This is a genomic window from Pseudomonas sp. 2725, from assembly GCF_050434585.1.
Lineage (GTDB): Bacteria > Pseudomonadota > Gammaproteobacteria > Pseudomonadales > Pseudomonadaceae > Aquipseudomonas > Aquipseudomonas jessenii.
Genome location: NZ_JBNDIV010000014.1, coordinates 1 through 20,306, shown reverse-complemented (window position 1 = coordinate 20,306; position 20,306 = coordinate 1). Strand labels below are relative to the sequence as shown.

18 protein-coding genes are annotated in these 20,306 nt (G+C 60.3%); 7 read left to right on the top strand and 11 right to left on the bottom strand.

Translation table 11 applies throughout. The features are described from left to right. Positions 1-171 precede the first annotated feature (171 nt). Positions 172-360, bottom strand: coding sequence for a hypothetical protein (locus ABIE16_RS27800; RefSeq protein WP_015096330.1), 189 nt, complete (start codon positions 358-360; stop codon positions 172-174). Between the two features lie 351 nt (positions 361-711). On the opposite strand from ABIE16_RS27800, the gene ABIE16_RS27795 reads away from it, so the two are divergent. Then, on the top strand, positions 712-1,548 hold the full coding sequence (locus tag ABIE16_RS27795) for a CvfB family protein (protein WP_008018234.1): 837 nt from the start codon (positions 712-714) through the stop codon (positions 1,546-1,548). Between the two features lie 196 nt (positions 1,549-1,744). Continuing rightward, positions 1,745-2,677 carry a DMT family transporter gene (locus ABIE16_RS27790; RefSeq protein WP_057715964.1) on the top strand — a complete coding sequence of 311 codons (933 nt, stop codon included), beginning with the start codon at positions 1,745-1,747 and terminating at the stop codon, positions 2,675-2,677. Here the strand turns inward: ABIE16_RS27790 and ABIE16_RS27785 are convergent. Then, positions 2,622-3,803: an MFS transporter gene (locus ABIE16_RS27785; protein ID WP_429522367.1), complete on the bottom strand. Its 1,182-nt coding sequence runs from the start codon at positions 3,801-3,803 to the stop codon at positions 2,622-2,624. The genes ABIE16_RS27790 and ABIE16_RS27785 overlap by 56 nt on opposite strands. A 104-nt stretch (positions 3,804-3,907) precedes the next feature. On the opposite strand from ABIE16_RS27785, the gene ptrR reads away from it, so the two are divergent. Next, complete coding sequence (gene ptrR, locus ABIE16_RS27780; RefSeq protein WP_429522366.1) at positions 3,908-4,801, top strand: putrescine utilization regulator PtrR; 894 nt, start codon at positions 3,908-3,910, stop codon at positions 4,799-4,801. A 135-nt stretch (positions 4,802-4,936) separates the two neighbouring features. Next, positions 4,937-5,065, top strand: coding sequence for a PA1414 family protein (locus ABIE16_RS27775; protein ID WP_007972508.1), 129 nt, complete (start codon positions 4,937-4,939; stop codon positions 5,063-5,065). A gap of 87 nt (positions 5,066-5,152) precedes the next feature. Here ABIE16_RS27775 and ABIE16_RS27770 read toward each other — a convergent pair whose 3' ends face one another. The 6 genes from ABIE16_RS27770 to speB all read right to left on the bottom strand — a co-directional run bounded on the left by ABIE16_RS27770 (position 5,153) and on the right by speB (position 10,770). Next, positions 5,153-5,404 (bottom strand): phosphopantetheine-binding protein, encoded by a 252-nt coding sequence (locus ABIE16_RS27770; RefSeq protein WP_429522365.1) that lies wholly within the window; start codon positions 5,402-5,404, stop codon positions 5,153-5,155. 70 nt (positions 5,405-5,474) lie between these two features. Then, positions 5,475-6,200, bottom strand: a complete 726-nt coding sequence (locus ABIE16_RS27765; RefSeq protein WP_429522364.1) for an MBL fold metallo-hydrolase — start codon at positions 6,198-6,200, stop codon at positions 5,475-5,477. Between the two features lie 84 nt (positions 6,201-6,284). Beyond that, positions 6,285-7,664, bottom strand: a complete 1,380-nt coding sequence (locus ABIE16_RS27760; protein ID WP_057715959.1) for a sodium:solute symporter — start codon at positions 7,662-7,664, stop codon at positions 6,285-6,287. Positions 7,665-7,820: 156 nt separating this feature from the next. Further along, on the bottom strand, positions 7,821-9,332 hold the full coding sequence (locus ABIE16_RS27755; protein WP_429522363.1) for a purine-cytosine permease family protein: 1,512 nt from the start codon (positions 9,330-9,332) through the stop codon (positions 7,821-7,823). Between the two features lie 55 nt (positions 9,333-9,387). Next, positions 9,388-9,810 carry a YybH family protein gene (locus tag ABIE16_RS27750; protein WP_090453759.1) on the bottom strand — a complete coding sequence of 141 codons (423 nt, stop codon included), beginning with the start codon at positions 9,808-9,810 and terminating at the stop codon, positions 9,388-9,390. Positions 9,811-9,819: 9 nt separating this feature from the next. Beyond that, complete coding sequence (gene speB / locus ABIE16_RS27745) at positions 9,820-10,770, bottom strand: agmatinase (protein ID WP_007984912.1); 951 nt, start codon at positions 10,768-10,770, stop codon at positions 9,820-9,822. 349 nt (positions 10,771-11,119) lie between these two features. On the opposite strand from speB, the gene ABIE16_RS27740 reads away from it, so the two are divergent. Together ABIE16_RS27740 and ABIE16_RS27735 are read left to right on the top strand one after the other, a co-directional pair. Further along, positions 11,120-12,013: a LysR family transcriptional regulator gene (locus ABIE16_RS27740; protein ID WP_007972518.1), complete on the top strand. Its 894-nt coding sequence runs from the start codon at positions 11,120-11,122 to the stop codon at positions 12,011-12,013. Positions 12,014-12,018: 5 nt separating this feature from the next. Further along, entirely contained in the window at positions 12,019-12,615 is a 597-nt protein-coding gene (locus ABIE16_RS27735) for a tRNA-uridine aminocarboxypropyltransferase (protein WP_090453761.1), read from the top strand. Positions 12,616-12,759: 144 nt separating this feature from the next. Here the strand turns inward: ABIE16_RS27735 and ABIE16_RS27730 are convergent, their stop codons facing one another. The 3 genes from ABIE16_RS27730 to ABIE16_RS27720 are packed head-to-tail and all read right to left on the bottom strand — an operon-like array spanning position 12,760 to position 17,659. Continuing rightward, on the bottom strand, positions 12,760-14,115 hold the full coding sequence (locus ABIE16_RS27730) for an HlyD family type I secretion periplasmic adaptor subunit (RefSeq protein WP_429522362.1): 1,356 nt from the start codon (positions 14,113-14,115) through the stop codon (positions 12,760-12,762). A 9-nt stretch (positions 14,116-14,124) separates the two neighbouring features. Further along, complete coding sequence (locus ABIE16_RS27725; RefSeq protein ID WP_218496983.1) at positions 14,125-16,284, bottom strand: type I secretion system permease/ATPase; 2,160 nt, start codon at positions 16,282-16,284, stop codon at positions 14,125-14,127. Between the two features lie 16 nt (positions 16,285-16,300). Then, entirely contained in the window at positions 16,301-17,659 is a 1,359-nt protein-coding gene (locus tag ABIE16_RS27720) for a TolC family outer membrane protein (RefSeq protein ID WP_057716654.1), read from the bottom strand. Positions 17,660-18,246: 587 nt separating this feature from the next. On the opposite strand from ABIE16_RS27720, the gene ABIE16_RS27715 reads away from it, so the two are divergent. After that, positions 18,247-20,306 (top strand): retention module-containing protein (locus tag ABIE16_RS27715; RefSeq protein WP_429522361.1); only part of this gene is annotated, 2,060 nt, incomplete at its 3' end.

Sequence of the window (20,306 nt, the reverse complement as noted above, 5' to 3'; positions counted from 1 at the left end):
ACCCGCTGAAACGCTTGATCCAGACGTGTGCAAGGATAACGGCGAATAATCGGCAATGAAGGCCGTTCGTCGATTTCTACGGGATTTGAGGGAGTGCCGGAGGAGTAACGAGGGTTCCAGTCCAAGCGCTTCGAAGCTCAAAGCGCTTTGGGACCAGGTGACGCGAGGGGATTACTTTTTGCCCAGGGTGATCTGCTTGGACGGGCCGAACGTCTGGCCGCTGACGCCTTTGGCAATTTGCTGGATTTCACCGCCGGACTTGAGGAACGCAGCGATCTGGCTGTTGATCGATTCGCTGGTTTCGACGGCTGGAGCTGGCTTTGCTTTGCTGGTGGATGCTTTTACGCGCATGGCGGCCATTAACCTGTAGAAAATTAACTTGGCCAGGCATCGTACAGGAATTGCCTGATAATTGCTTGGCAAATATCCCCTCGGCATATTCGTGAGCTCGGGGTAATTAGTCCCCGGCCAATATTCGAAATATGCACCTAAGCCGCTGTTTTAACTAATAACATTGCCTGGAAAAATACCGCGTCACGCTTGCCTGGGCATGGCGTAAATGCCCGGAACGGCCTGACGAGCGGACGAGGTGCGATGAAAACCCGGGAAAATTAAGGGCTTCAGGGAGATTTTCTCGCGCCACCGGGCCGGCTGCCGAACGCGGCGCTTAAAACCGGGTAGAATGCCGCCCACGCAATGAGGGTATTGGACATGGCTTTAGTCGGGCGTTACAACAGTTTGCAAGTGGTTAAACACACTAACTTCGGTTTATATCTGGACGGTGGCGCGGATGGCGAAATCCTTCTGCCTAATCGTTATATTCCAAAAGATATTCCTACCGAAGATGAAGACTGGCTCAACGTTTTTGTTTATCTGGACAGCGATGACAAACTCATCGCAACTACTGAAAAGCCGAAAGTTCAAGTCGGTGAATTCGCCAGTTTGAAAGTTGTTGAAGTCAACAGCATCGGCGTATTCCTGGACTGGGGGTTGCCGAAAGACCTGTTGCTGCCGTTCTCCGAAGAGAAGCGCCAGATGACGGCGGGCGAGTATGTGGTGGTGCACGTCTATCTCGACAAGCACACCCGTCGCATCACCGCGACCGCGCGCCTGGACCGCTACCTGGACAAGACCCCGGCCAACTACACCGCGGGCCAGGAAGTGGATCTGCTGGTGGCCGAAGCCACGGACATGGGCTTCAAGGCCATCATCAACAACAAGCATTGGGGCCTGATCCACAAGAACGAAATCTTCAAGTTCATGCGCGCCGGTAAAGAAGAAAAGGGCTTCATCAAGGAAGTTCGCGCCGACGGCAAGATCAGCCTGAGCCTGCAACCGGTTGGCCAGGAAGCGGCCACCAGCCTGAACTCGAAGATCCTCGCCAAGTTGCGCGAAAACAACGGCAGCCTGGCGGTGAGCGACAAGAGCGATCCGGCGTTGATCAGCAGTCTGTTCGGTGTCAGCAAGGGCAACTTCAAGAAGGCCATCGGTGCGTTGTACAAGAATGGCCAGATTGTCATTCATGCCGATCGCATCGAACTCAGTTGATGCGCTGACAAGATAGAGGGCCAGGATGGCGCAAGCAGAGAAGTAGAGGTCTCTGGCAGGCGGCATTTTCTGGCCTTCTGGTTAATAATCGACAACATGATTCTTCGCCCCGGTGTTTTCTTTTCAACGAGAAGGCCGGGGCTTTGTTTTTTTTCTGCCGAGTCTTTGCCATGGATTGTGTCTTCGAGGTGTTCCGGTGAGCGCCACCCGGCGCAGCGCCGACGGGTTTGCCCTGCAAGTGATGGTCGGGTTGTGCCTGATCTGGGGCGTGCAGCAGGTGATGATCAAGTGGGCGGCGGCCGATATCGCGCCGGTGATGCAGGCGGCCGGACGTTCCGGTATGTCGGCGTTGCTGGTCGGGCTGCTGATCTGCTGGAAGGGCGGCTGGAACCAGGTAGGTACGACCTGGCGCGGCGGTCTGTTGGCCGGTGCCTTGTTCGGCCTGGAGTTCTTCTTCATTTCCGAAGGCCTGCAACTGACCACGGCGGCGCACATGTCGGTGTTCCTCTACACCGCGCCGATCTTCACCGCATTGGGGGTGCACTGGTTGCTGCCCAGTGAGCGATTGCGGCCCTTGCAATGGCTGGGGATTGTCCTGGCGTTTATCGGGATTGCCATCGCGTTTGCCGGCGGGGTGTCCTGGGACAACCTTGATTACCGCATGTTGATGGGCGATGCCTTGGGTGTGCTGGCGGGTGCCGCCTGGGGCGCGACCACGGTGGTGGTGCGCGCCTCGCGTCTGTCGGAAGCGCCGGTGACCCTGACGCTGTTCTATCAGTTGATTGTCGGCTTCTTCGGCTTGTTGTTGATTGCGCTGCTCAGCGGCCAGATCACCCATGTCAGCCTGACCCATGTGGCGGTGGCCAGTGTGCTGTTTCAAGGCGTGGTCGTGTCGTTCTTCAGTTACCTGGTCTGGTTCTGGCTACTGCGCCGTTACCTGGCGGCCAACCTTGCGGTGTTTTCGTTCATGACGCCGTTGTTCGGCGTCACCTTCGGTGTGGTACTGCTCGGCGAGGAACTGAGCCTGAACTTCGTCATCGGTGCCGTTCTGGTATTGGCGGGCATCACTTTTGTCAGCGCCGAGCAGTGGTTGCGCCGTCGTTTGCGCAAAGCCCTCGGGCAGCATTGACCGGCGCGAGCAATAGACCGCCGGCGATCAACAAGCCGCAGCCGGCGACCACCAGTGCCGGCTGTAAACCGCCACTGAAATGACTACTCAGCGCCGCCAGCAATGGCCCGCTGAGCTGGCCCACGGCAAAGCAGGCTGTCAGCAGGCCGGCATTGCGCTGGGTGGCATGGGGCGCCAGTTCCCGGGAGCGTTGCATCACCAGTTGCATGCAGGCCAGGAACGGCGTGCCGCACAGGATCACACCCAACGCCAGGCCTGGACCGTTGCCCAGCAGGCAGGCGAAGACGCCAGCGGCTTGCAGCCATAACGTCGCCATCAGCCAGTGACCCGTGGCGCCAGGTTTTTGCCGACGCAGACTCACCAGCACCACACCGGTTGCCGCCGCCAGGCCAAAGCATGGCCAGAACAGGTCAGCCTGCCATTGGCCATGGAATTGCGCGTTGGCCATTTGCGACAAAAAGGTCGCGGGAATGATGTAGCCCAATCCGTACAAGGCATAGATCCAGCCCAGGCGAGCGATGCCTTGATTGCCCGAGGCGCTGGCGCCGGGTGCAGCAGTCGCGGTGACACTCGGTTGTGGCAGGAACGGCAGGATCCCCAGCAGCATCGCCAGCCCCGTGACGGCGTACACCAGCCACAAGGTGGCGGAAGTCTGCCCCAGCAGATTCGAGCCCAGGGCCAACAGACCTGTCAGAAAAATTCCCAAACCGGGTCCGGCGAAGACCAGGGCTCCGAGCCGAGGACGACCGGCCGCTGCCGCGAGGGGTTGGCTCAGGGCGGTAATCATCACCAACACCCAGGCGCTGGCCACGCCGGTGCCGAAGCGCAGCAACAGGTGCGACCAGAAACCATTGGCCCAGAACGACGCCAGGGTCAGCAGCACGCACAGCCACAATCCGCCGAACAAGCGTCGGCGCACTTGTGCCGGACGCCGGGAAAACATGGAATCCACTGCACCGATGAAATAACCGAGGTAGTTGGCGGCGGCGATCAGCCCGGCGGCAGTCAGATCGATCTGGCCTTCGCTGAGCAGATGCGGCAGTTGTGGTGTCAGGGCAAAACGGCCGATGCCCATGGCCATCATCAGGGCAACGAAGCAGGCGGATAAGCGGATCAGAGGAGACATGGTCTGGAGTCCGTCTGGAGGATCAATGACCGTCAGGCTAGGACTGATTGACTTTCTTTAAAAATGAATAATAGTGAGTAACTTGTTCTTTTTTGGAGAATGTCGTGGAGTTTAGCCAATTGCGCATCTTCCAGGCGGTGGCAGAGGAAGGATCCATAACCCGTGCCGCCGAACGGCTACATCGAGTTCCGTCGAACCTGTCGACCCGGCTCAAACAGCTGGAAGAGCAGTTGGGTGTCGAACTGTTCCTGCGCGAACGTCAGCGCTTGCAGTTGTCGCCTGCGGGAAAAGTCCTGCTGGACTACACCGCCAGGCTGTTTGCCTTGCGCGACGAAGCCAGCGCGGCAGTGCAGGGCGGGCAACCGGCGGGAGACTTCGTGCTCGGCACCATGTACAGCACGGCGGCGATTCACCTTCCGGGGCTATTGGCGCATTACCACCGTTTGTATCCGGCGGTGAACCTGCAAGTACAATCCGGCCCCAGCGGTGAACTGCTCGAAGGCCTGCTCACCGGTCGACTCGATGCGGCGCTGGTGGATGGCCCGCTGGAACTGGCCGGACTCGACGGGGTGCCCTTGTGTGACGAGCGCCTGGTGCTGATCAGCGAGGCCGACCATCCGCCCGTGCGCAGCGCGCTGGATGTGCAAGGTCGCTCGGTGTTCACCTTTCGCCAGGGCTGCTCCTACCGCATGCGCCTGGAAGCCTGGTTCGCCCATGATCATGCGGCCATGGGCCGGGCGATGGAGATCGAGTCCTATCCGGGAATGTTGGCGTGTGTAATTGCCGGTTCCGGTGTGGCGCTGATGTCGGAGTCGATGCTCGCCAGTCTGCCGGGCCGTGAGAGTGTGGCCGTACATCCTTTGGCCGAACCGTTCGCCAGTGCTACCACCTGGCTGATGTGGCGCAAGGGCATGGTCGGGGCCAACCTGAATGCCTGGATCGAGCAGCAACAGGTGGTTTTTCCACCGGCACATGTACGGGCGCAGGACATTGTCTGAACGCAGGCTGATTTTGATGGATTCAGTAACAGATCATTGTGACTTTGCGCGAGCATTGCGTAGGACTTCGGACTATTATCTGTACGAAGGGGCTACAGTACTTTGGCCGCTCGGCACTACCCTGAAGGGGGCATCATGAAAGAGAAAATCCAAAACTGGCTGCATGACTTGGGCGTTGCTCTCGGTTTGATCGAGCCGCCTCTGCAACCCGTGCCTGTTCGTACTGACGACGAACAACGTCGGCGTCAGCAGCGACGCCGGTAATGGCAGATAACATCTGACAGGTGAAAGGTTTTCCCGTGGCGAGGGAGCAAGCTCCCTTGCCGCTTCGTGTACGTTTGATTACCAGACTTAGTACCGTCCGATCTCCAGCAAGAACCGGCTCAAATCATTCGCCGTCCTGGCGGTCTTGAGCATCCGGTCTTCTTCCACGGTAAACGCCGTGACACCCAGTTCATCTTCCAGATGGAAGATCAGTTCTTCGATATCTTTTTTATCCAATCCCAACTGCGCCAGGCTGGTGTTGTCGTCGAAGTCATCCCGGCCTTCCAGCAGGCGACTGATGTAGCGATGTACGACAGCACGAAGGGCAGCTTCTTTCATGATCGTTCTTCGACGAGGTGGGTGCAGTTCTCCCTGCCGATGCAGTTCCTGCCGTTGAGTACAGCAGGCTTTAGCCGTGTGAGCGCTGCCATTGGTCGATCATGCTACGCAAATGCTCCCCGGAAAAGCTGCCGAAGTGCCCGCCATGCACCGTGCGGATCGATAGCGTGCGCAAACGTTGCAGGCTGCGGGCGTAGTCATCGAGATTGGAGTGGTAGGCGTCTTCGATTAGCGGGCCGTCGTAGATGATGTCGCCGCTGAACAAGGTCTCTGTGGCGGCTTCGTACAGGCAGATGCCACCGGGCGAGTGTCCCGGTGTGTGCACGACCTGCAACACCCGATTGCCCAGGTCCAGCACATCGCCATCTTCGACAAACCCCGTGGCCGGTGCGGCCTTGACCCGGTATTCGGCGTAGCACAGCGGGCAATCGGGGTGCGCCTCGAACATGTCGTCGCCGACAAAGGCTTTGCTCAGGTCGTTGTTGCCATCGGGTGCCGCGAGAATGTCCGCCTCGGCCGGATGCACCAGCCGTTCAGCGAATTCGTGATGACCGGCGATGTGATCGAAATGGCAGTGGCTGGCAACAGCCACCAGCGGCCGTTCGGTGATCCACGGCAGTTGCTCGCGCAGACTGACCAGACCCGAGCCGCTGTCCAGCAGCAGGTCTTTGTCACGGCCCTGGATGTGCCAGAGGTTGCAGCGGTAGAAGGGGCGGATGTACGGCTCGTGGATCAGGCGGATGCCGTCGCTGAGCGCTTTCACCTCGAACCACTGGTCACGAGAAACAATCTTCATGAACGTTTTCTCCAGACGAAAAAAAACGAGTGTGGCAACCGACGCCACACTCGTCGAAGAAAGCATCAAGTCGTTATGTTCAGCTTAGGCAGCGCTGGCCACTGCTGCCGTGCGGCGGGACATCAAGCTCACCACCACGAAACTCACCAGGCCTACACCGAGGCTGTAGTAGATCGGGGTGTTGGCATCCAGACCGTCCTTGAACATGAACAGCAGCGCGGTGGCGAAGCCCATGCCCATGCTGGCGATAGCGCCGGCGGTGGTAGCGCGTTTCCAGAAAATCGCACCCATCAGCGGGATCAGCATGCCGCCTACCAACAGGTTGTAGGCCAGGGTCAGGGCGCTGATCACGTCGTTCACGATCAGAGCGATGCCCAGTACCACGATGCCGGTCAACAGGGTGAACAGGCGGTTGATCGCCAGGCTCGACTGTTTACCGCCACGCAGTTTCGGCAGCAGGTCTTCGGTCAGGGTGGTGGCGGCGGCCAGCAGGCCGGCGCTGGCGGTGGACATCATGGCGGCCAGTGCGGCAGCGATCACCAGACCACGGATACCGTCCGGCAGGGACAGTTTCACGATCGCAGCGAAGGCGTTGTTGACGTTGTCGAGATCCGGGATCAGTACGTGTGCAGCCATGCCGATCAGGGCGCAGGCCAGGCCGTAGAGGATGCAGTAGATACCGGCAGCGGTACCGGCAACCTGAGCCACTTTGGCGGTCTTGACGGTGAACACCCGTTGCCAGATGTCCTGACCGATCAGGATGCCGAAGAAGTAGATCATGAAGTAGGTGATGATGGTGTCCCAGCCGATGGTGGTGAAGCTGAAGCTCGCCGCCGGCAGTTTCATTACCAACTCATCCCAACCGCCAACGCGGTACAGGCAGATCGGCAACAGGATGAACATCAGGCCGACAGTCTTGATCACGAACTGAACGATGTCGGTCAGGGTCAGGGACCACATGCCGCCAATGGCCGAGTAGATCACCACGACGCCGCCGCCGAGCAGGACCGAGATCCAGAACGGCAGGCCGAACAGCACTTGCAGCACAGTGCCGATCGCCAGGATCGAGGTCACGCCGATCATCAGCGCGTAGGCCAGCATGATCACCGCGCTCGCGGAGCGGGCCATCGGGTTGTAGCGTTTTTCCAGCACCTGGGTAACGGTGTAGATCTTCAGTTTCAGCAGCGGTTTGGCGAGGAACAGGTTCAGCGCCACGATCCCGCAACCCAGTGCGGCACACAGCCAGAAGCCGGAGATGCCATGCACGTAGCCCAGACGCACGGTGCCCACGGTGGACGCACCGCCCAGGACGGTGGCAGCCATGGTGCCCATGTACAGGCTTGGGCCGAGGTTACGACCGGCGACCAAAAAGTCTTCGTTGGTCTTGGCCTTGCGCATGCCGTAGTAGCCGAGTATCAGCATCGCGGCGGCGTAGATGAGTACGACGAATAAATCCAAAGCCATTGTGGCGTGTCTCCGATTGTCTTTTTTATGTGAGGCTGAAAATCAATCCCTTGTGGGAGCGGGCTTGCTCGCGAAGACGGCGGCACATTCAACATTGATGTGACTGACCGATCGCTTTCGCGAGCAAGCCCGCTCCCACAGGGGGAACGCGTTGAATCAGGCGGCTTGACGCATCGCCGGTTTAGCGAGCGAATCCGTGCTCTTGCTGCGAGGGTCGTTCGGACCGAACACTGCGCTCGATTCCGGGAACAGGCTCAGCAGAATCAGGTACACCAACGATGCCAGGCCCAGGGTCACTGGCAGGCTGATGTCGATACCATCGGCCAGGTTGCCCAGTGGGCCGACGAATTGCCCAGGCAGGTTCACAAAGCACAGGCCGACCGCGGCACTCGGGATCCAGGCCCCCATGCCACGCCAGTTCCAGCCATGGGTGAACCAGTAACGGCCACCCTTCTCGCCGCGGGTGAACACTTGCAGGTCATCCGGGCAGTAGAAGCCGCGACGCACCAGCAGGCCGATGATCATGATCACCATCCACGGGGTGGTGCAGGTGATGATCAGCACGGCGAAGGTCGACACGCTCTGCACCAGGTTGGCCGCGAAGCGCCCGATGAAGATGAAGGCAATCGACATCACACCGATCAGCAGCGTGGCCTTGACTCGCGACAGCACCCGAGGGAACACGCTGGACATGTCCAGGCCTGTGCCGTACAGCGAAGTGGTGCCGGTGGACATGCCGCCGATGACCGCGATCAGGCACACCGGCAGGAAGAACCAGCTCGGCGATACCGCCAGCAGACCGCCGACATAGTTGTTGGCCGCGATGTAGTCCGGTGCCTTGACCGCTACGATAGTGGCGGTGACGAGGCCGAACAGGAACGGAATCAGCGTGGCGAGTTGCGCGGCAATCACCGACACCATGATCCGGCCTTTGGGCGTATCACGAGGGATGTAGCGCGACCAGTCACCGAGGAACGCACCGAAGGAGATCGGGTTGCTCATGGCGACCAATGCTGCCCCGATGAACGCAGCCCAGAATCCGGCCTGGCCCATGGCTACGGTGCCGGCGTACTGACTGTCGAATGCAGGGGCGAAAGCGAAAACGCCCAGCAGGAACAGCAGGCTGGCCGCCCACACCGCAATGCGGTTGACCCACAGCATGAAGCGGAAACCATAGATGCACACGGTCAATACCAGCAGCGCGAACAGACCGTAGGCCAGGCCCAGGGTCAGATCGGTTTCCGGTAGATCGATCAGGCGTTTGGCACCGCCCACCAGTGCATCGCCCGAACTCCAGACGGAGAGCGAGAAAAACGCGATAGCGGTCAGCAGCGACAGGAACGAACCGACGATTCGCCCGTGCACGCCGAAGTGCGCACCGGAAGAGACGGCGTTGTTGGTGCCGTTGATGGGTCCGAACAGGCCCATCGGCGCCAGGATCAGCGCACCGAGTACCACGCCCAGCACAATCGCCCAGACGCCAGCCTGAAAGGACAGGCCGAACAGCACCGGGAAACTGCCGAGCACGGCGGTGGCAAAGGTGTTGGCGCCGCCGAAGATCAGGCGAAACAGATCGCTGGGCTTGGCGTCACGCTCATTGTCCGGGATCTGTTCGACCCCGTTTGTTTCGATGCTGCTAAGGCTTTTTTCGTTGTTTTTGTTATTCATGATCAGCTCCGATCATAAAGGCGCGCTCATCGTGCGTGAGCGTCACCTGTGTTGGCTAAGGGGGTGGCAGCCCTTCCGGCATCGCGGATAAATGTTCGTGGCAGGCCAGCCATAGGCCTTGTTGTTCTTGGCCAGACGCTTGTTTCTTGAAAACAATCGTCTCGCGCTCCTGGCTGAAGTGTTGCTCCCCTTGCATGCGCAACTCGGTGGCCACGTCATGGATGAAAATCGCCACGTCACCCTGCAGGCTGACGAAAGCGTTGCTTGAGGTGCACGAGAGCACCTCGAAGCCATCCTCAGAGCGCCAGCCGTCCCACAACGCCTGATAGGCGTCGCGCGACAGCAGGGGCTGTTCGAGGGTGTAGAAGACGAAGCTGGCATCGGCGCTGAACGCGCCGAAGTAGGCTTCGCGATCGTTACGGGCAAAAGCGGACACCAGATCGGCGGCGGCTTTGAGAACCTGATCACGTTCGCTCATGACCGATCCTCAGCGGTGGACTACGCCAGGCAGTACGCAGAGCATTTCGTACAGCAGGTTGGCGGCCAGCAGCGAGGTGTTGCCGGTGGTGTCGTAAGCGGGCGAGACTTCTACCAGATCGCAACCGACCAGGTCGAGGCCTTGGCAGCCACGAACGATCTCGATTGCCTGAATGGTCGTCAGACCGCCGATTTCCGGGGTACCGGTACCAGGTGCCCAGGCCGGGTCGATGCCGTCGATGTCGAAGCTCAGGTAAACAGGACCGCCACCGACTTTTTCGCGGACTTCAGCCATCAAGGGCTCCAGCGATTTGTGCCAGCACTCCTCAGCCTGAACCACACGGAAACCCTGGTTGCGACTCCAGTTGAAGTCGTCAGCGGTGTAGCCCTGGGCGCGCAGGCCGATCTGCACGACACGGTCCGGGTCCAGCAGGCCTTCTTCAACGGCGCGACGGAAGGTGGTGCCGTGGGCGATTTTCTCGCCGAACATGTGATCGTTCACATCGGCGTGGGCATCAATGTGCACCAGGCCGACCTTGCCGTGCTTTTTATGGATGGCACGCAGGATCGGCAGGGTGATGGTGTGGTCGCCGCCCAGGGTCAGCGGGATCACGTCGTGTTCGAGGATGTTGTCGTAGGACTCTTCAATGATCCGTACGGCATCCAGCAGGTTGAAGGTGTTGATCGCGATGTCGCCAATGTCGGCAACCGACAGCGAGTCGAACGGCGCAGCACCGGTGGCCATGTTGTACGGGCGAATCATTACCGATTCAGCGCGGATTTCGCGAGGCCCGAAGCGGGTGCCGGGGCGTAGGGAGGTACCGATGTCCAGGGGCACGCCTACGAAGGCAGCGTCCAGGCCGGCAGCGGTATTCAAATGGGGGAGTCGCATCATGGTGGCGATGCCGCCGAAGCGCGGCATTTCGTTGCCGCCCAGTGGTTGGTGAAGAATCTTGTCCACGGGTAGGGCCTCATCGTCGTTGTTTTATTTATGTCGGTTGCGCCGTTCACGGAAGGGACGGGCACCGTTGTGGGCCGATTCTGCGAAATGTAGTGGCCGGGAAGAATCGCTACGGGCAAATACTTAGTTCAGATTTTTCTAAACTAATGGAAGTGGCGGCGTTAGACTTCACCCCATACGCAAAACCCAATGCCGGGAACAAACCTGGTGGGAGCGAGCTTGCTCGCGATAGCGGTGGGTCAGTCAACATTGATGTTGGCTGTTACGCCCTCATCGCGAGCAAGCTCGCTCCCACAAGGATTTGCATTGAATCGAGCATTGAGCGTCACCCCGAGATCGGAGCATTTCCATGGCCAACGCTTTACCCGACCTGAAACTATTGCGCATCTTCGTCAGCGTGGTGCGCCATCAGGGGTTCGCCAACGCCCAGCAGGAGCTCAATCTCTCGACGTCGGCCATCAGTACCTACATGAGCCAGCTCGAAGCAGCCCTTGGCCTGGTGCTGTGCCATCGCGGCCGTGGCGGTTTCAGCCTGACCAGCAAGGGCGAACTGTTCCATCAGGAAACCCTGCGTCTGTTGGGCGAACTCGAAGGCTTCGAGCAGTACGCCGCCGCCCTCAAGGGCGAGTTGCGCGGTACCTTGAACCTCGGGGTGATCGATTCTACCGTCAGCGACAAGGCCCTGCCGTTCGCCGAAGCCATCGGCGCCTACAGCCAGGAACACCCGGCCGTGCACTTGCACCTGTCGGTGATGAGCCCTTACGAATTGCAACTCGGCGTGCAGGACAACCGTCTCGACCTGGCCATCGGTGCGTTTTCCACGCGCATGAGCGGCCTGGTGTACATGCCGCTGTACCGTGAACAACACTGGTTGTATTGCAGCACGCGGCATCCGCTGTTCAACGAGCGGCGCATTCCCGAGCAAGTCATCACCCAGCAGCGCATGGTCGGTCGTGGTTATTGGAGCCAGGCCGAACTGGCGCGCCACGGTTTCAAGCACAGTGCCGCGACGGTAGAAAGTATGGAGGCCCAGTTGATCCTGGTGCTGTCCGGCGCCTACATCGGTTACCTGCCGGAGCACTACGCCCAGGCCTGGGCCGACAAGGGGGACTTGCGGGTGTTGCTGCCGGCGACCTTTGGTTATCAAGCGCCGTTCTCGATGATCGTGCGACGGGGCCGTAGCCGCGAGCCGCTGATCCAGACATTCCGCGACTTGCTTAAAGCCCAACTGAATCAGGCGTAGAGACGATGTCCAGAATCCAATGTCAGCGTTGTCTGCGCCCGCAAACTCATTGCCTGTGCCCGCTGATTCCCAGCCTCGACAGCCGCACCCGGGTGCTGTTGTTGCAGCATCCGAGCGAAGTGAATCATGCGTTGAACACCGCGCGTCTGGCGGCGCTTGGGTTGACGAATGCCGAGTTGATCGTCGGCGAGGTGTTTGAGGATTTGCCAGCGCTGTTGAATCAGCCGGGGTATCGGGCGCGGTTGCTGTTTCCCGGCGAAGATGCCCAACCGATGCAGGCTTGTGCCGCGACAGACGAACCCTTGCTGCTGGTGGTCCCGGACGGTACCTGGCGCAAGGCACGCAAGATGCTGCACCTCAATCCGCTGCTGGCGGCGTTGCCGAGGGTGACGCTGGCCGAGGGCGGTGTGTCCCGCTATCGGTTGCGCAAGGCACCGGGGCCGGGGGCGTTGTCGACGGTGGAGGCGATTGTGCAGGCGCTGGAAACCCTCGAAGCGCCGACTTCCTTTGCGCCATTGCTCAAACCGTTCGAAGCGTTGATCGAGGGGCAGATTGCGGCGATGGGGGAGGAGGTTTACCAGCGTAATCATTCTGAAAAATGATTGGTGGTCTTGCCGGCCTCATCGCGAGCAAGCTCGCTCCCACAGGTTCAGTGGCGTTCGCAGATTTGTGTACGACACGGACACTGTGGGAGCGAGCTTGCTCGCGATGGCGGCAGATCAGTCACTGCAGATTCTGGATACTGCCTACCGCTCCCGCATCGCCTCGGTCCGCGCCTTCAACACCGGCTTGAGCAGATAATCCAGCACCGTTTTCTCCCCGGTAATAATGTCCACCGTCGCCACCATCCCCGGGATGATCAGCAGTGGTTTCACATCCCCGCCCAAATGGTTTTTGTCGGTTCGCACCTGAATCAGATAGAAGCTGTTGCCCTTATCGTCGGTGATGGTGTCAGCGCCGATCAACTCCAGCTTGGCGCTCAGACCGCCGTAAATGGTGTAGTCGTAGGCACTGAACTTGACCATGGCTTTCTGGCCCGGATGCAGGAATGCAACGTCCTGTGGGCGTACCTTGGCTTCGATCAGCAGGTTGTCTTCCAGCGGCACGATTTCCACCATGTCACTGCCGGGCTGGACCACGCCGCCGATGGTGTTGACCTTCAACACCTTGATGATGCCGTGCACTGGCGAGACCACGGTGGTGCGGGTCACGCGGTCGTCGATGGCGATGCTCGAGGCCGTGATTTTCGACAGGTCAGTGCGTTTCTCGTTCAGCTCTTTGGCGGCCTCCGAGCGGAAGGTTTGCTCCGACTCGTCGATCTTGCTTTTGATTTCGTTGATCGCCGATTCCGCCCGGGGAATCGCCAGTGTGGTGGCGTTCAATGAGCCGCGAATCTCCACCGCGCTGCGTTTGAGCCGCAGGATTTCCACCGGTGACACCGCCCCCGTGCCCACCAGCGGCGCGGACATGTTCATCTCTTGTTGCAACAACGCCAGGCTTGAACTGAATTGACCCTGTTTCGAGCGGAACTCCGCTAACTCCTGGGTTTTTTGCCGAAGTTGTTCGCTCAGGGTGCGCTGCTCGCTGGCCAGTCGGCGTTGCCGCTGTTCGTACAACGAACGCTCGTCTTCAGCCACTTGCGGGGCTTTGGCGATCACTTCTTCCGACAGCTTGAACGGCCGGCCTTCGGCTTCGGCCGAAAGCCGTTCGACCTGCGCGGTCAAGGCAAAGCGATCGGCTTCGCTTTCGCCCTTGTTCGACAGGTAGCGGGTGTCATCCAGGCGCAGCAAGGTGTCGCCCTTGTTCACCATCTGTCCTTCACGGACGAAAATTTCAGTGACGATGCCGCCCTCCAGGTTCTGGATCACCTGGACCTTGCTTGACGGAATCGCCTTGCCTTCGCCCATGGTCACTTCCTGCAACACGGCGAATTTGGCCCAGACCAGTGCACTGACCAACAGCGTGGCCGCCAGCCACACGGTGATCCGCGACCAGCGCGGTGAGTCCTGCAAGGAGGCGCCGGCGGTTTCCGGCATGTACTCGGTTTCGGCACTTTTGTTGAAACTGTCGAAGTAGCCACGGGAACCTTGATCGGCAGACATGGGCGACTCCTAGACGGCCGCAGAGCCGACACGGCCCTTGCGCAGCGCATCGATGACCGCGTCTTTCGGACCGTCGGCGACGATCCGTCCGTTGTCCAGTACCACCAGCCGGTCCACCAGGCTCAGCATCGAGGTGCGGTGGGTCACCAGCAGGATGGTTTTGCCCTGGACCCATCCGTGAAGTTTTTGCCGCAGGACGTCTTCGCTGCTGTTGTCCATGGCGCTGGTGGGTTCGTCGAGCAGCATGATGGGCGGGTCGAGCAACATCGCCCGGGCCATCAATACGGCCTGGCGCTGGCCGCCGGACAACAGTTGCCCGCGTTCACCCACGGGCCGGTCGAAGCCTTGCGGGTGTTGCCGGGCCAGTTCGGTAACGCCGGTCATCTCTGCCACTTCGAGCATGCGTGAGTCGCTGATATAGCGCGCGCCGAGGGTCAGGTTGTCGCGCAGGCTGCCGGCCAAAAGCGGCAGGTCGTGGGCGACGTAACCGATTTGATGGCGCAGGTCGGCGACGTCCAGTTGCCGCAGGTCCAGACCATCGAGCAGCAACTGGCCTTCATCCGGTTCGTAGAAGCCCATCACCAGTCGCGCCAGGGTACTTTTGCCTGAGCCGCTGCGGCCGATGATGCCGATGCGCTCGCCAGGTTTCACACTGAAGCTGGCATTGGCCAGGGCAGGCGCACTTTGGCCGTTGTAGTGGAAGGTTACGCCGACAACATCCAGTGCGCCTTGCAGTTGGGTGCGCTCCAGTGGCCGTTGTCTGGCGTCGCGCTCCTGGGGCAGCCCCATCAGCGCATCGGTGCTTTTCATGGTCAGTTGCGCTTGCTGGTAGCGGGTGATCAGGCCAGCGATCTGACCCAGTGGTGCAAGTACCCGGCTACCGAGCATGTAACTGGCCACCAGGGCTCCGACGCTGAGGTTGCCGGCGATGATGCTGTAGACCCCGGCGACGATGATTGCCATGCCGGACAGTTGCTGGATGAACAACGTGCCGTTAGTGGCCAGGGCCGAGAGGTTGCGCGCGTGGCTGTCGAGGCGGGTGAGGGCGCCGTGGGTGCTTTCCCATTTGTGCTGGCGTTCGCTTTCGGCGCTGCAGGCCTTGAGGGTTTCCAGGCCGCTGAGGGTTTCGATCAGCAGTGCCTGGCGTTCGGCGCCCAGGCTGAGGCTTTTTTGCACGGTATCGCGCAGGCGCACCTGGATCACCATGGCGAAGATGATGGTGATGGGAAACGCCAGCATCGGGATCACCACCAGCCAGCCACCGAGCAGGCCGATCACCAGCAGCATCAGCAGGCAGAAGGGCAGGTCGATCAGGCTGGTGAGGGTCACGGCGGTGAGAAATTCCCGCAGGCCCTGAAAGTCGTGAATGCTTTGGGCGAAGCCACCGATGGTCGCCGGCCGTGCTTTCATCGCCATGCCGGTGATGCGCTCGAACAGGGTGGCCGACAGGATCACATCGGTTTTCTTGCCGGCGGTATCCAGCAAGTGCGCGCGCACAACTCGCAGCACCAGTTCGAAAGCCGTGCCGATCAGCAAACCGATCGCCAGCACCCACAAGGTCGAAGTGGCCTGGTTCGGCACCACGCGATCGTAGGTCTGCATCACGAACAGCGGCACCATCAGTCCCAGCAGGTTGATCAGGAAGCTCGCCAGGATCGCATCGCTGTACAGCCATTTCGACAGCTTCAGCGTATCGCGAAACCAGGCCTGGACCCGAGGCACCAGCGGCGATCGCAAGTCTTCGAGTTCGTGACGTGGCCGGGCGAACAATGCCTGGCCACTGTAGTGTTCGGCCAGCTCCTCTGGGCTGAGCCATTGTTCGCCGCCGTCGGCTTCGCTGGGCAGGATCAGCACCTTGCCGTCCTCGCCATAACGACGCAGCACAGCCGTGCGGCCGTTGTTGAGCAATAGCAGCACGGGCAGGTTGAGCGATGAGATGTCTTTGAGGTTACGGCGCAGCAAACGTGCCTGCAAACCGGCCCGGGCCGCTGCACGGGGCAGCAGGTCCAGGCTCAGGCGTTGGTGTGCCATGGGGAGCCCGGCACTGAGGCTGGCGCGACTGACCGTCGCGCCGTGGAGTTTGCAGAGGATCAACAGACCGTCCAGAAGCGGGTCATCGAAGCTCAGGCGCGGATCGACACCGGTGTTGCCGGGTTCCATGCTAGTCATTGAACCCTCCCGTGCACTACTTCATGTCAGGTAGACGAGCTTCGTTTTTCACTTCGGTCTGGGCGATCGCGTCGGCGGGCAGTACGACCCGTTGCTTGCTCAGCAACTGGCCCATGTTCGCCAGGACACGGTACATCGAGAACTCTTCGGTGTAGCGCACTTCGGTGTAGCGACGGTTGGCGTTGTAGAGCTCGTTTTCGCTGTCGAGCAGGTCCAGCAGGGTCCGTTGGCCGAGGCCGAACTGATCCTGGTAGGCGACGCGCACGCGCTTACTGGTGTCGGCGTATTCACGGGCGGTCGGGGTTTGTTTCTTGGCGTTGACCATGGCGTTCCAGGCCAGGTGAATGTTCTCGTTGAGCTGGCGCAGGGCATTGTTGCGGATGTCCATGGCCTGGTTGATCTTGTGCGAGTCGGAGGCCAGGCGCGCCTTGTCGCTGCCGCCGCGGAACAGGTTGTAGTTCATCACCACGCCGACCCGCCATTCGTTGTCGTGACCTTCCTCACCCTGCAGGTTGTTGTTCGCGCCCACCGCCGCTTCGGCGTCGAAGCGAGGGTAGAACGGCGACTTGGCGACTTCGTACTGGCTTTCGGCCGATTGCACGTCGGCCTGGGCGGATTTCAGGTAAGGGTTGTTTTCCACCATGCTCTGCTGGGCTTCGGGCAGGGTAGTGGGGACTTCACCGCGAATCGACGGCGGGGTTTCGAGTTCATCGGGCATGCGCCCCACAACGGCATAGAAGTTCGACTCGGCATCGGCCAAATCGACTTCGGCGGTGTCGAGGTTGTTTTCCGCCAGTGCCCGGCGAGCGCTGGACTGGTCGGCATCGGCGTTGCTGCCCACGCCGCGCTGGGTGCGCAGGCCGATCTGGTCGTTGACCCGCAAGTGCGCTTGCAGGTTGTTCTTGGCCAGGGTCACCAGTTCGCGGCGCTTGAGGACTTCGAGGTAAACCTCGGTGGTGCGCAGGGCCAGATCTTGAGCCGTACCCTGAGCGTAATAGGCTCGCGAGTTGACCACGCCTTTGGTGCGTTCGACTTCATTGGAAGTGTTGAACCCGTCGAAGAGCATTTGCCGCAGGCGCAATTCCGACTGGGTGTAATTGAGAATTTCGGTGTGGTGATTGCCGAACGCCCGGGTATTGGTGTTATCGCTGTACCCGCGCCCGTAGGCGGCGTTCAAATCAACCGATGGATAAAAGCCCCCTTTGGCGACCTTCACGTCCTCATCCGCCGACAGTCGGCTGTCCACCCGGGATGCCAGTTCCGGGTGGGTCGCAATGGTGCTCTGGATCGCTTCGGTCAGCGTTATGGCCTGCGCTTGGGACGAGCAGGCCATGGCCAAAAGAACCGCGCTGCAGACGGGGGTTAATAGGCGCATGTACATCTCCCTGATTCCTGATGGTGCTTGTCTGTCGCCAATTATTTGACGAAATTTACCGGTAAAGTTGTTTCACATCTTTAACAAAAGAGCTAAGAACATTCTGGAGCGTAGCCAAGAAATTTTTTTCATAACGGATATGCCAAAAAAAACTTATGCGCTCTGCAAAATCCAGCACATTGTTCAATTAGAAAGCCCTTGTTTTATGGGCTCTAGGGCGCTCATCAGGGTTTTAGGAAAGTTCCAATCCACTTATCGAAATAGAGCGGAGAAGTGCTGGAGGGGAGGGATGCGAGCGATCTTGTGGCGACGGTTTTTTGTCACTTGAGTGCTTCGAGATCGTTACGCATCGCTCACAGGCAACGTTGTTGCGAACAGGGATCCGATGCCATTGATTGCAGAGGGATTTTCCCGAAATCGTAAACAGCGCCGTGAGCGACTGGCTGGGCGAGATCGTTGCCGGGGCCACGGCTTACTCAAGTAAACCGGCACCCGGAACACGATCCGCCAGACAACCCGCTCGGGCCATGAGCACGTTCTTCGCGCAATCAAGGTGCCGACAGCGGTTGGCGGCGGAGGAAGTGCACATGGCAACGCTCATCGGAATCGTCAGTAAGGTCATCGGTCAGGTGTTCGCGGTTGCGAGCGACGGCACCCGGCGTGCTTTGGTCGAGGGGGACCGGCTGTTCGCTGGCGACCGACTGAGCACCGGCGCTGAAGGCGCGGTGGCGGTACATCTGCAAAATGGCCAGGAACTGACCCTCGGGCGCGACAGCAGTATGCAGATGACGCCGCAGTTGCTCGCCAATCAGATTCCCCATATCGACTCACCCGAAGCGGTGACTCCGAGCGAAGCGCAACTGACCGATGTCGAACAGCTGCAAAAAGCCATTGCGGCGGGCGACGACCCGACCCAAACGGCTGAAGCCACCGCTGCCGGGCCTACCATGACTACCGGAGTACCGGGCGGCATCCCGGGCAGTGGCCATAGTTTTGTCATGCTCGAAGAAGTGGGCGGGCGAGTCGATCCGGTCATCGGCTTCCCCACTGCCGGGTTCAATGGCATTCCCGAATTTCCCGAAGAGCGCCTTAACGTTAATCCGGACATCGCTGTAGCGGACGAAGCCCCTGTGGTGCCGCCGCAGGTGCCGAACAATCCGGTCACCTTCGTCGGCCTGTCGGAGCAGAACGGCGAGCGGACTGTCAATGAAGCCAACCTGGCCGACGGTTCGGCGAGGAACGAAGTTTCGCTGACGCGAAGCGGCACCTTCACCATCAATGCGCCAGACGGGCTGACCAGCCTCAGCATCGGCGCAATCAACTTGATCAGCGGCGGTGTGGCGGCAGGTTTTCCGCAGTCGATCACCTCACCTCTGGGCAGTACCTTGACCATCACCGGTTACGACCCGGCCACGGGCGTGGTCAGTTACAGCTACACCCTCAACCGTGCCGAAACCCACGCAAGCGGCGAGGGTGCCAATAGTCTTGCCGAACACGTCACCGTGGTGGCCAGCGACAGCAATGGCGACAGCGTTACCGGTACGCTGGATATCAGCATCATCGACGACGTGCCGCAAGCAGTCGATGACAGCAATGGCACCGCCTCGGAAACCCTGCTGAGCCTCAACGGCAACGTGCTGAGCAACGACGTGCAGGGCGCGGACCGGGTGACGCTCGGTGAAAACAGCGGGCCGATCACCCCCGGTACCTTCACTGGCACCTACGGCACCCTGGTGCTGAATGCCAACGGCACTTACACCTACACCCTCAACACCAGCGATGCCGACTTCCAGGCGTTGCACGGCGGCGGCAATGGCACCGAAACCTTCGCCTATACGCTGACAGACGCCGATGGCGACACCAGTACCGCCAACCTGGTACTGCAGATCCACAACAACGATGACCCGATCACGATTGGCGGTTTGAATACCGGGGGCGGTGAGTTGACCGTCTTCGAGAAAAACCTCAGCGACGGCAGTGCACCGGACGCCACTGCCCTGACCCAGAACGGCACCTTCACCGTCGCCGCCCTCGACGGCGTGACGACCCTGACTGTCGGCGGAGTCGCCGTGGTCACCGCTGGCGTGGCCGCCGGCTTCCCGCAATCGATCACCACCCCGCTGGGTAGCACCCTGACCATCACCGGGTTCAACGCGGCGACCGGCGTGGTCAGCTACAGCTACACGCAGGTCGATAACGAAGCCCACCCAATTGCCAACGGCGCCAACACATTGCCCGAGCAGTTCGCCGTGACCGTGGTCGACGACAACGGCACCACTGCCACCGGTTCTCTCGACGTGAACATCGTCGACGACCTGCCCAACGCCGTGGGCGACAGCAATGGCACCGCCTCGGAAACCCTGCTGACGCTCAACGGCAACGTGCTGAGCAACGACGTGCAAGGCGCCGATCGGGTAACGGTTGGGGAGAGTAGCGGCCCGATCACCCCCGGCACCTTCACCGGCACCTACGGCACCCTGGTACTAAATGCCAATGGCACATACACCTACACCCTCAACACCAGCGATGCGGATTTCAAAGCCCTGCACGGTGGTGGTGACGGCACCGAAACCTTCACCTACACAATCACCGATTCGGACGGCGACAGCAGCACCGCCAACCTGGTACTGCAGATCCACAACAACGA

Coding starts and splice junctions, on each gene's coding strand:
- ABIE16_RS27730 (WP_429522362.1), bottom strand. CDS start 14,115: ATGTCTGCCGATCAAGGTTCCCGTGGCTACTTCGACAGTTTCAACAAA.
- ABIE16_RS27750 (WP_090453759.1), bottom strand. CDS start 9,810: ATGAGCGAACGTGATCAGGTTCTCAAAGCCGCCGCCGATCTGGTGTCC.
- ABIE16_RS27800 (WP_015096330.1), bottom strand. CDS start 360: ATGGCCGCCATGCGCGTAAAAGCATCCACCAGCAAAGCAAAGCCAGCT.
- ABIE16_RS27795 (WP_008018234.1), top strand. CDS start 712: ATGGCTTTAGTCGGGCGTTACAACAGTTTGCAAGTGGTTAAACACACT.
- ABIE16_RS27735 (WP_090453761.1), top strand. CDS start 12,019: ATGTCCAGAATCCAATGTCAGCGTTGTCTGCGCCCGCAAACTCATTGC.
- ABIE16_RS27785 (WP_429522367.1), bottom strand. CDS start 3,803: ATGTCTCCTCTGATCCGCTTATCCGCCTGCTTCGTTGCCCTGATGATG.
- ABIE16_RS27760 (WP_057715959.1), bottom strand. CDS start 7,664: ATGGCTTTGGATTTATTCGTCGTACTCATCTACGCCGCCGCGATGCTG.
- ABIE16_RS27725 (WP_218496983.1), bottom strand. CDS start 16,284: ATGACTAGCATGGAACCCGGCAACACCGGTGTCGATCCGCGCCTGAGC.
- ABIE16_RS27755 (WP_429522363.1), bottom strand. CDS start 9,332: ATGAATAACAAAAACAACGAAAAAAGCCTTAGCAGCATCGAAACAAAC.
- ABIE16_RS27720 (WP_057716654.1), bottom strand. CDS start 17,659: ATGCGCCTATTAACCCCCGTCTGCAGCGCGGTTCTTTTGGCCATGGCC.
- ABIE16_RS27770 (WP_429522365.1), bottom strand. CDS start 5,404: ATGAAAGAAGCTGCCCTTCGTGCTGTCGTACATCGCTACATCAGTCGC.
- ABIE16_RS27765 (WP_429522364.1), bottom strand. CDS start 6,200: ATGAAGATTGTTTCTCGTGACCAGTGGTTCGAGGTGAAAGCGCTCAGC.
- ABIE16_RS27775 (WP_007972508.1), top strand. CDS start 4,937: ATGAAAGAGAAAATCCAAAACTGGCTGCATGACTTGGGCGTTGCTCTC.
- ABIE16_RS27740 (WP_007972518.1), top strand. CDS start 11,120: ATGGCCAACGCTTTACCCGACCTGAAACTATTGCGCATCTTCGTCAGC.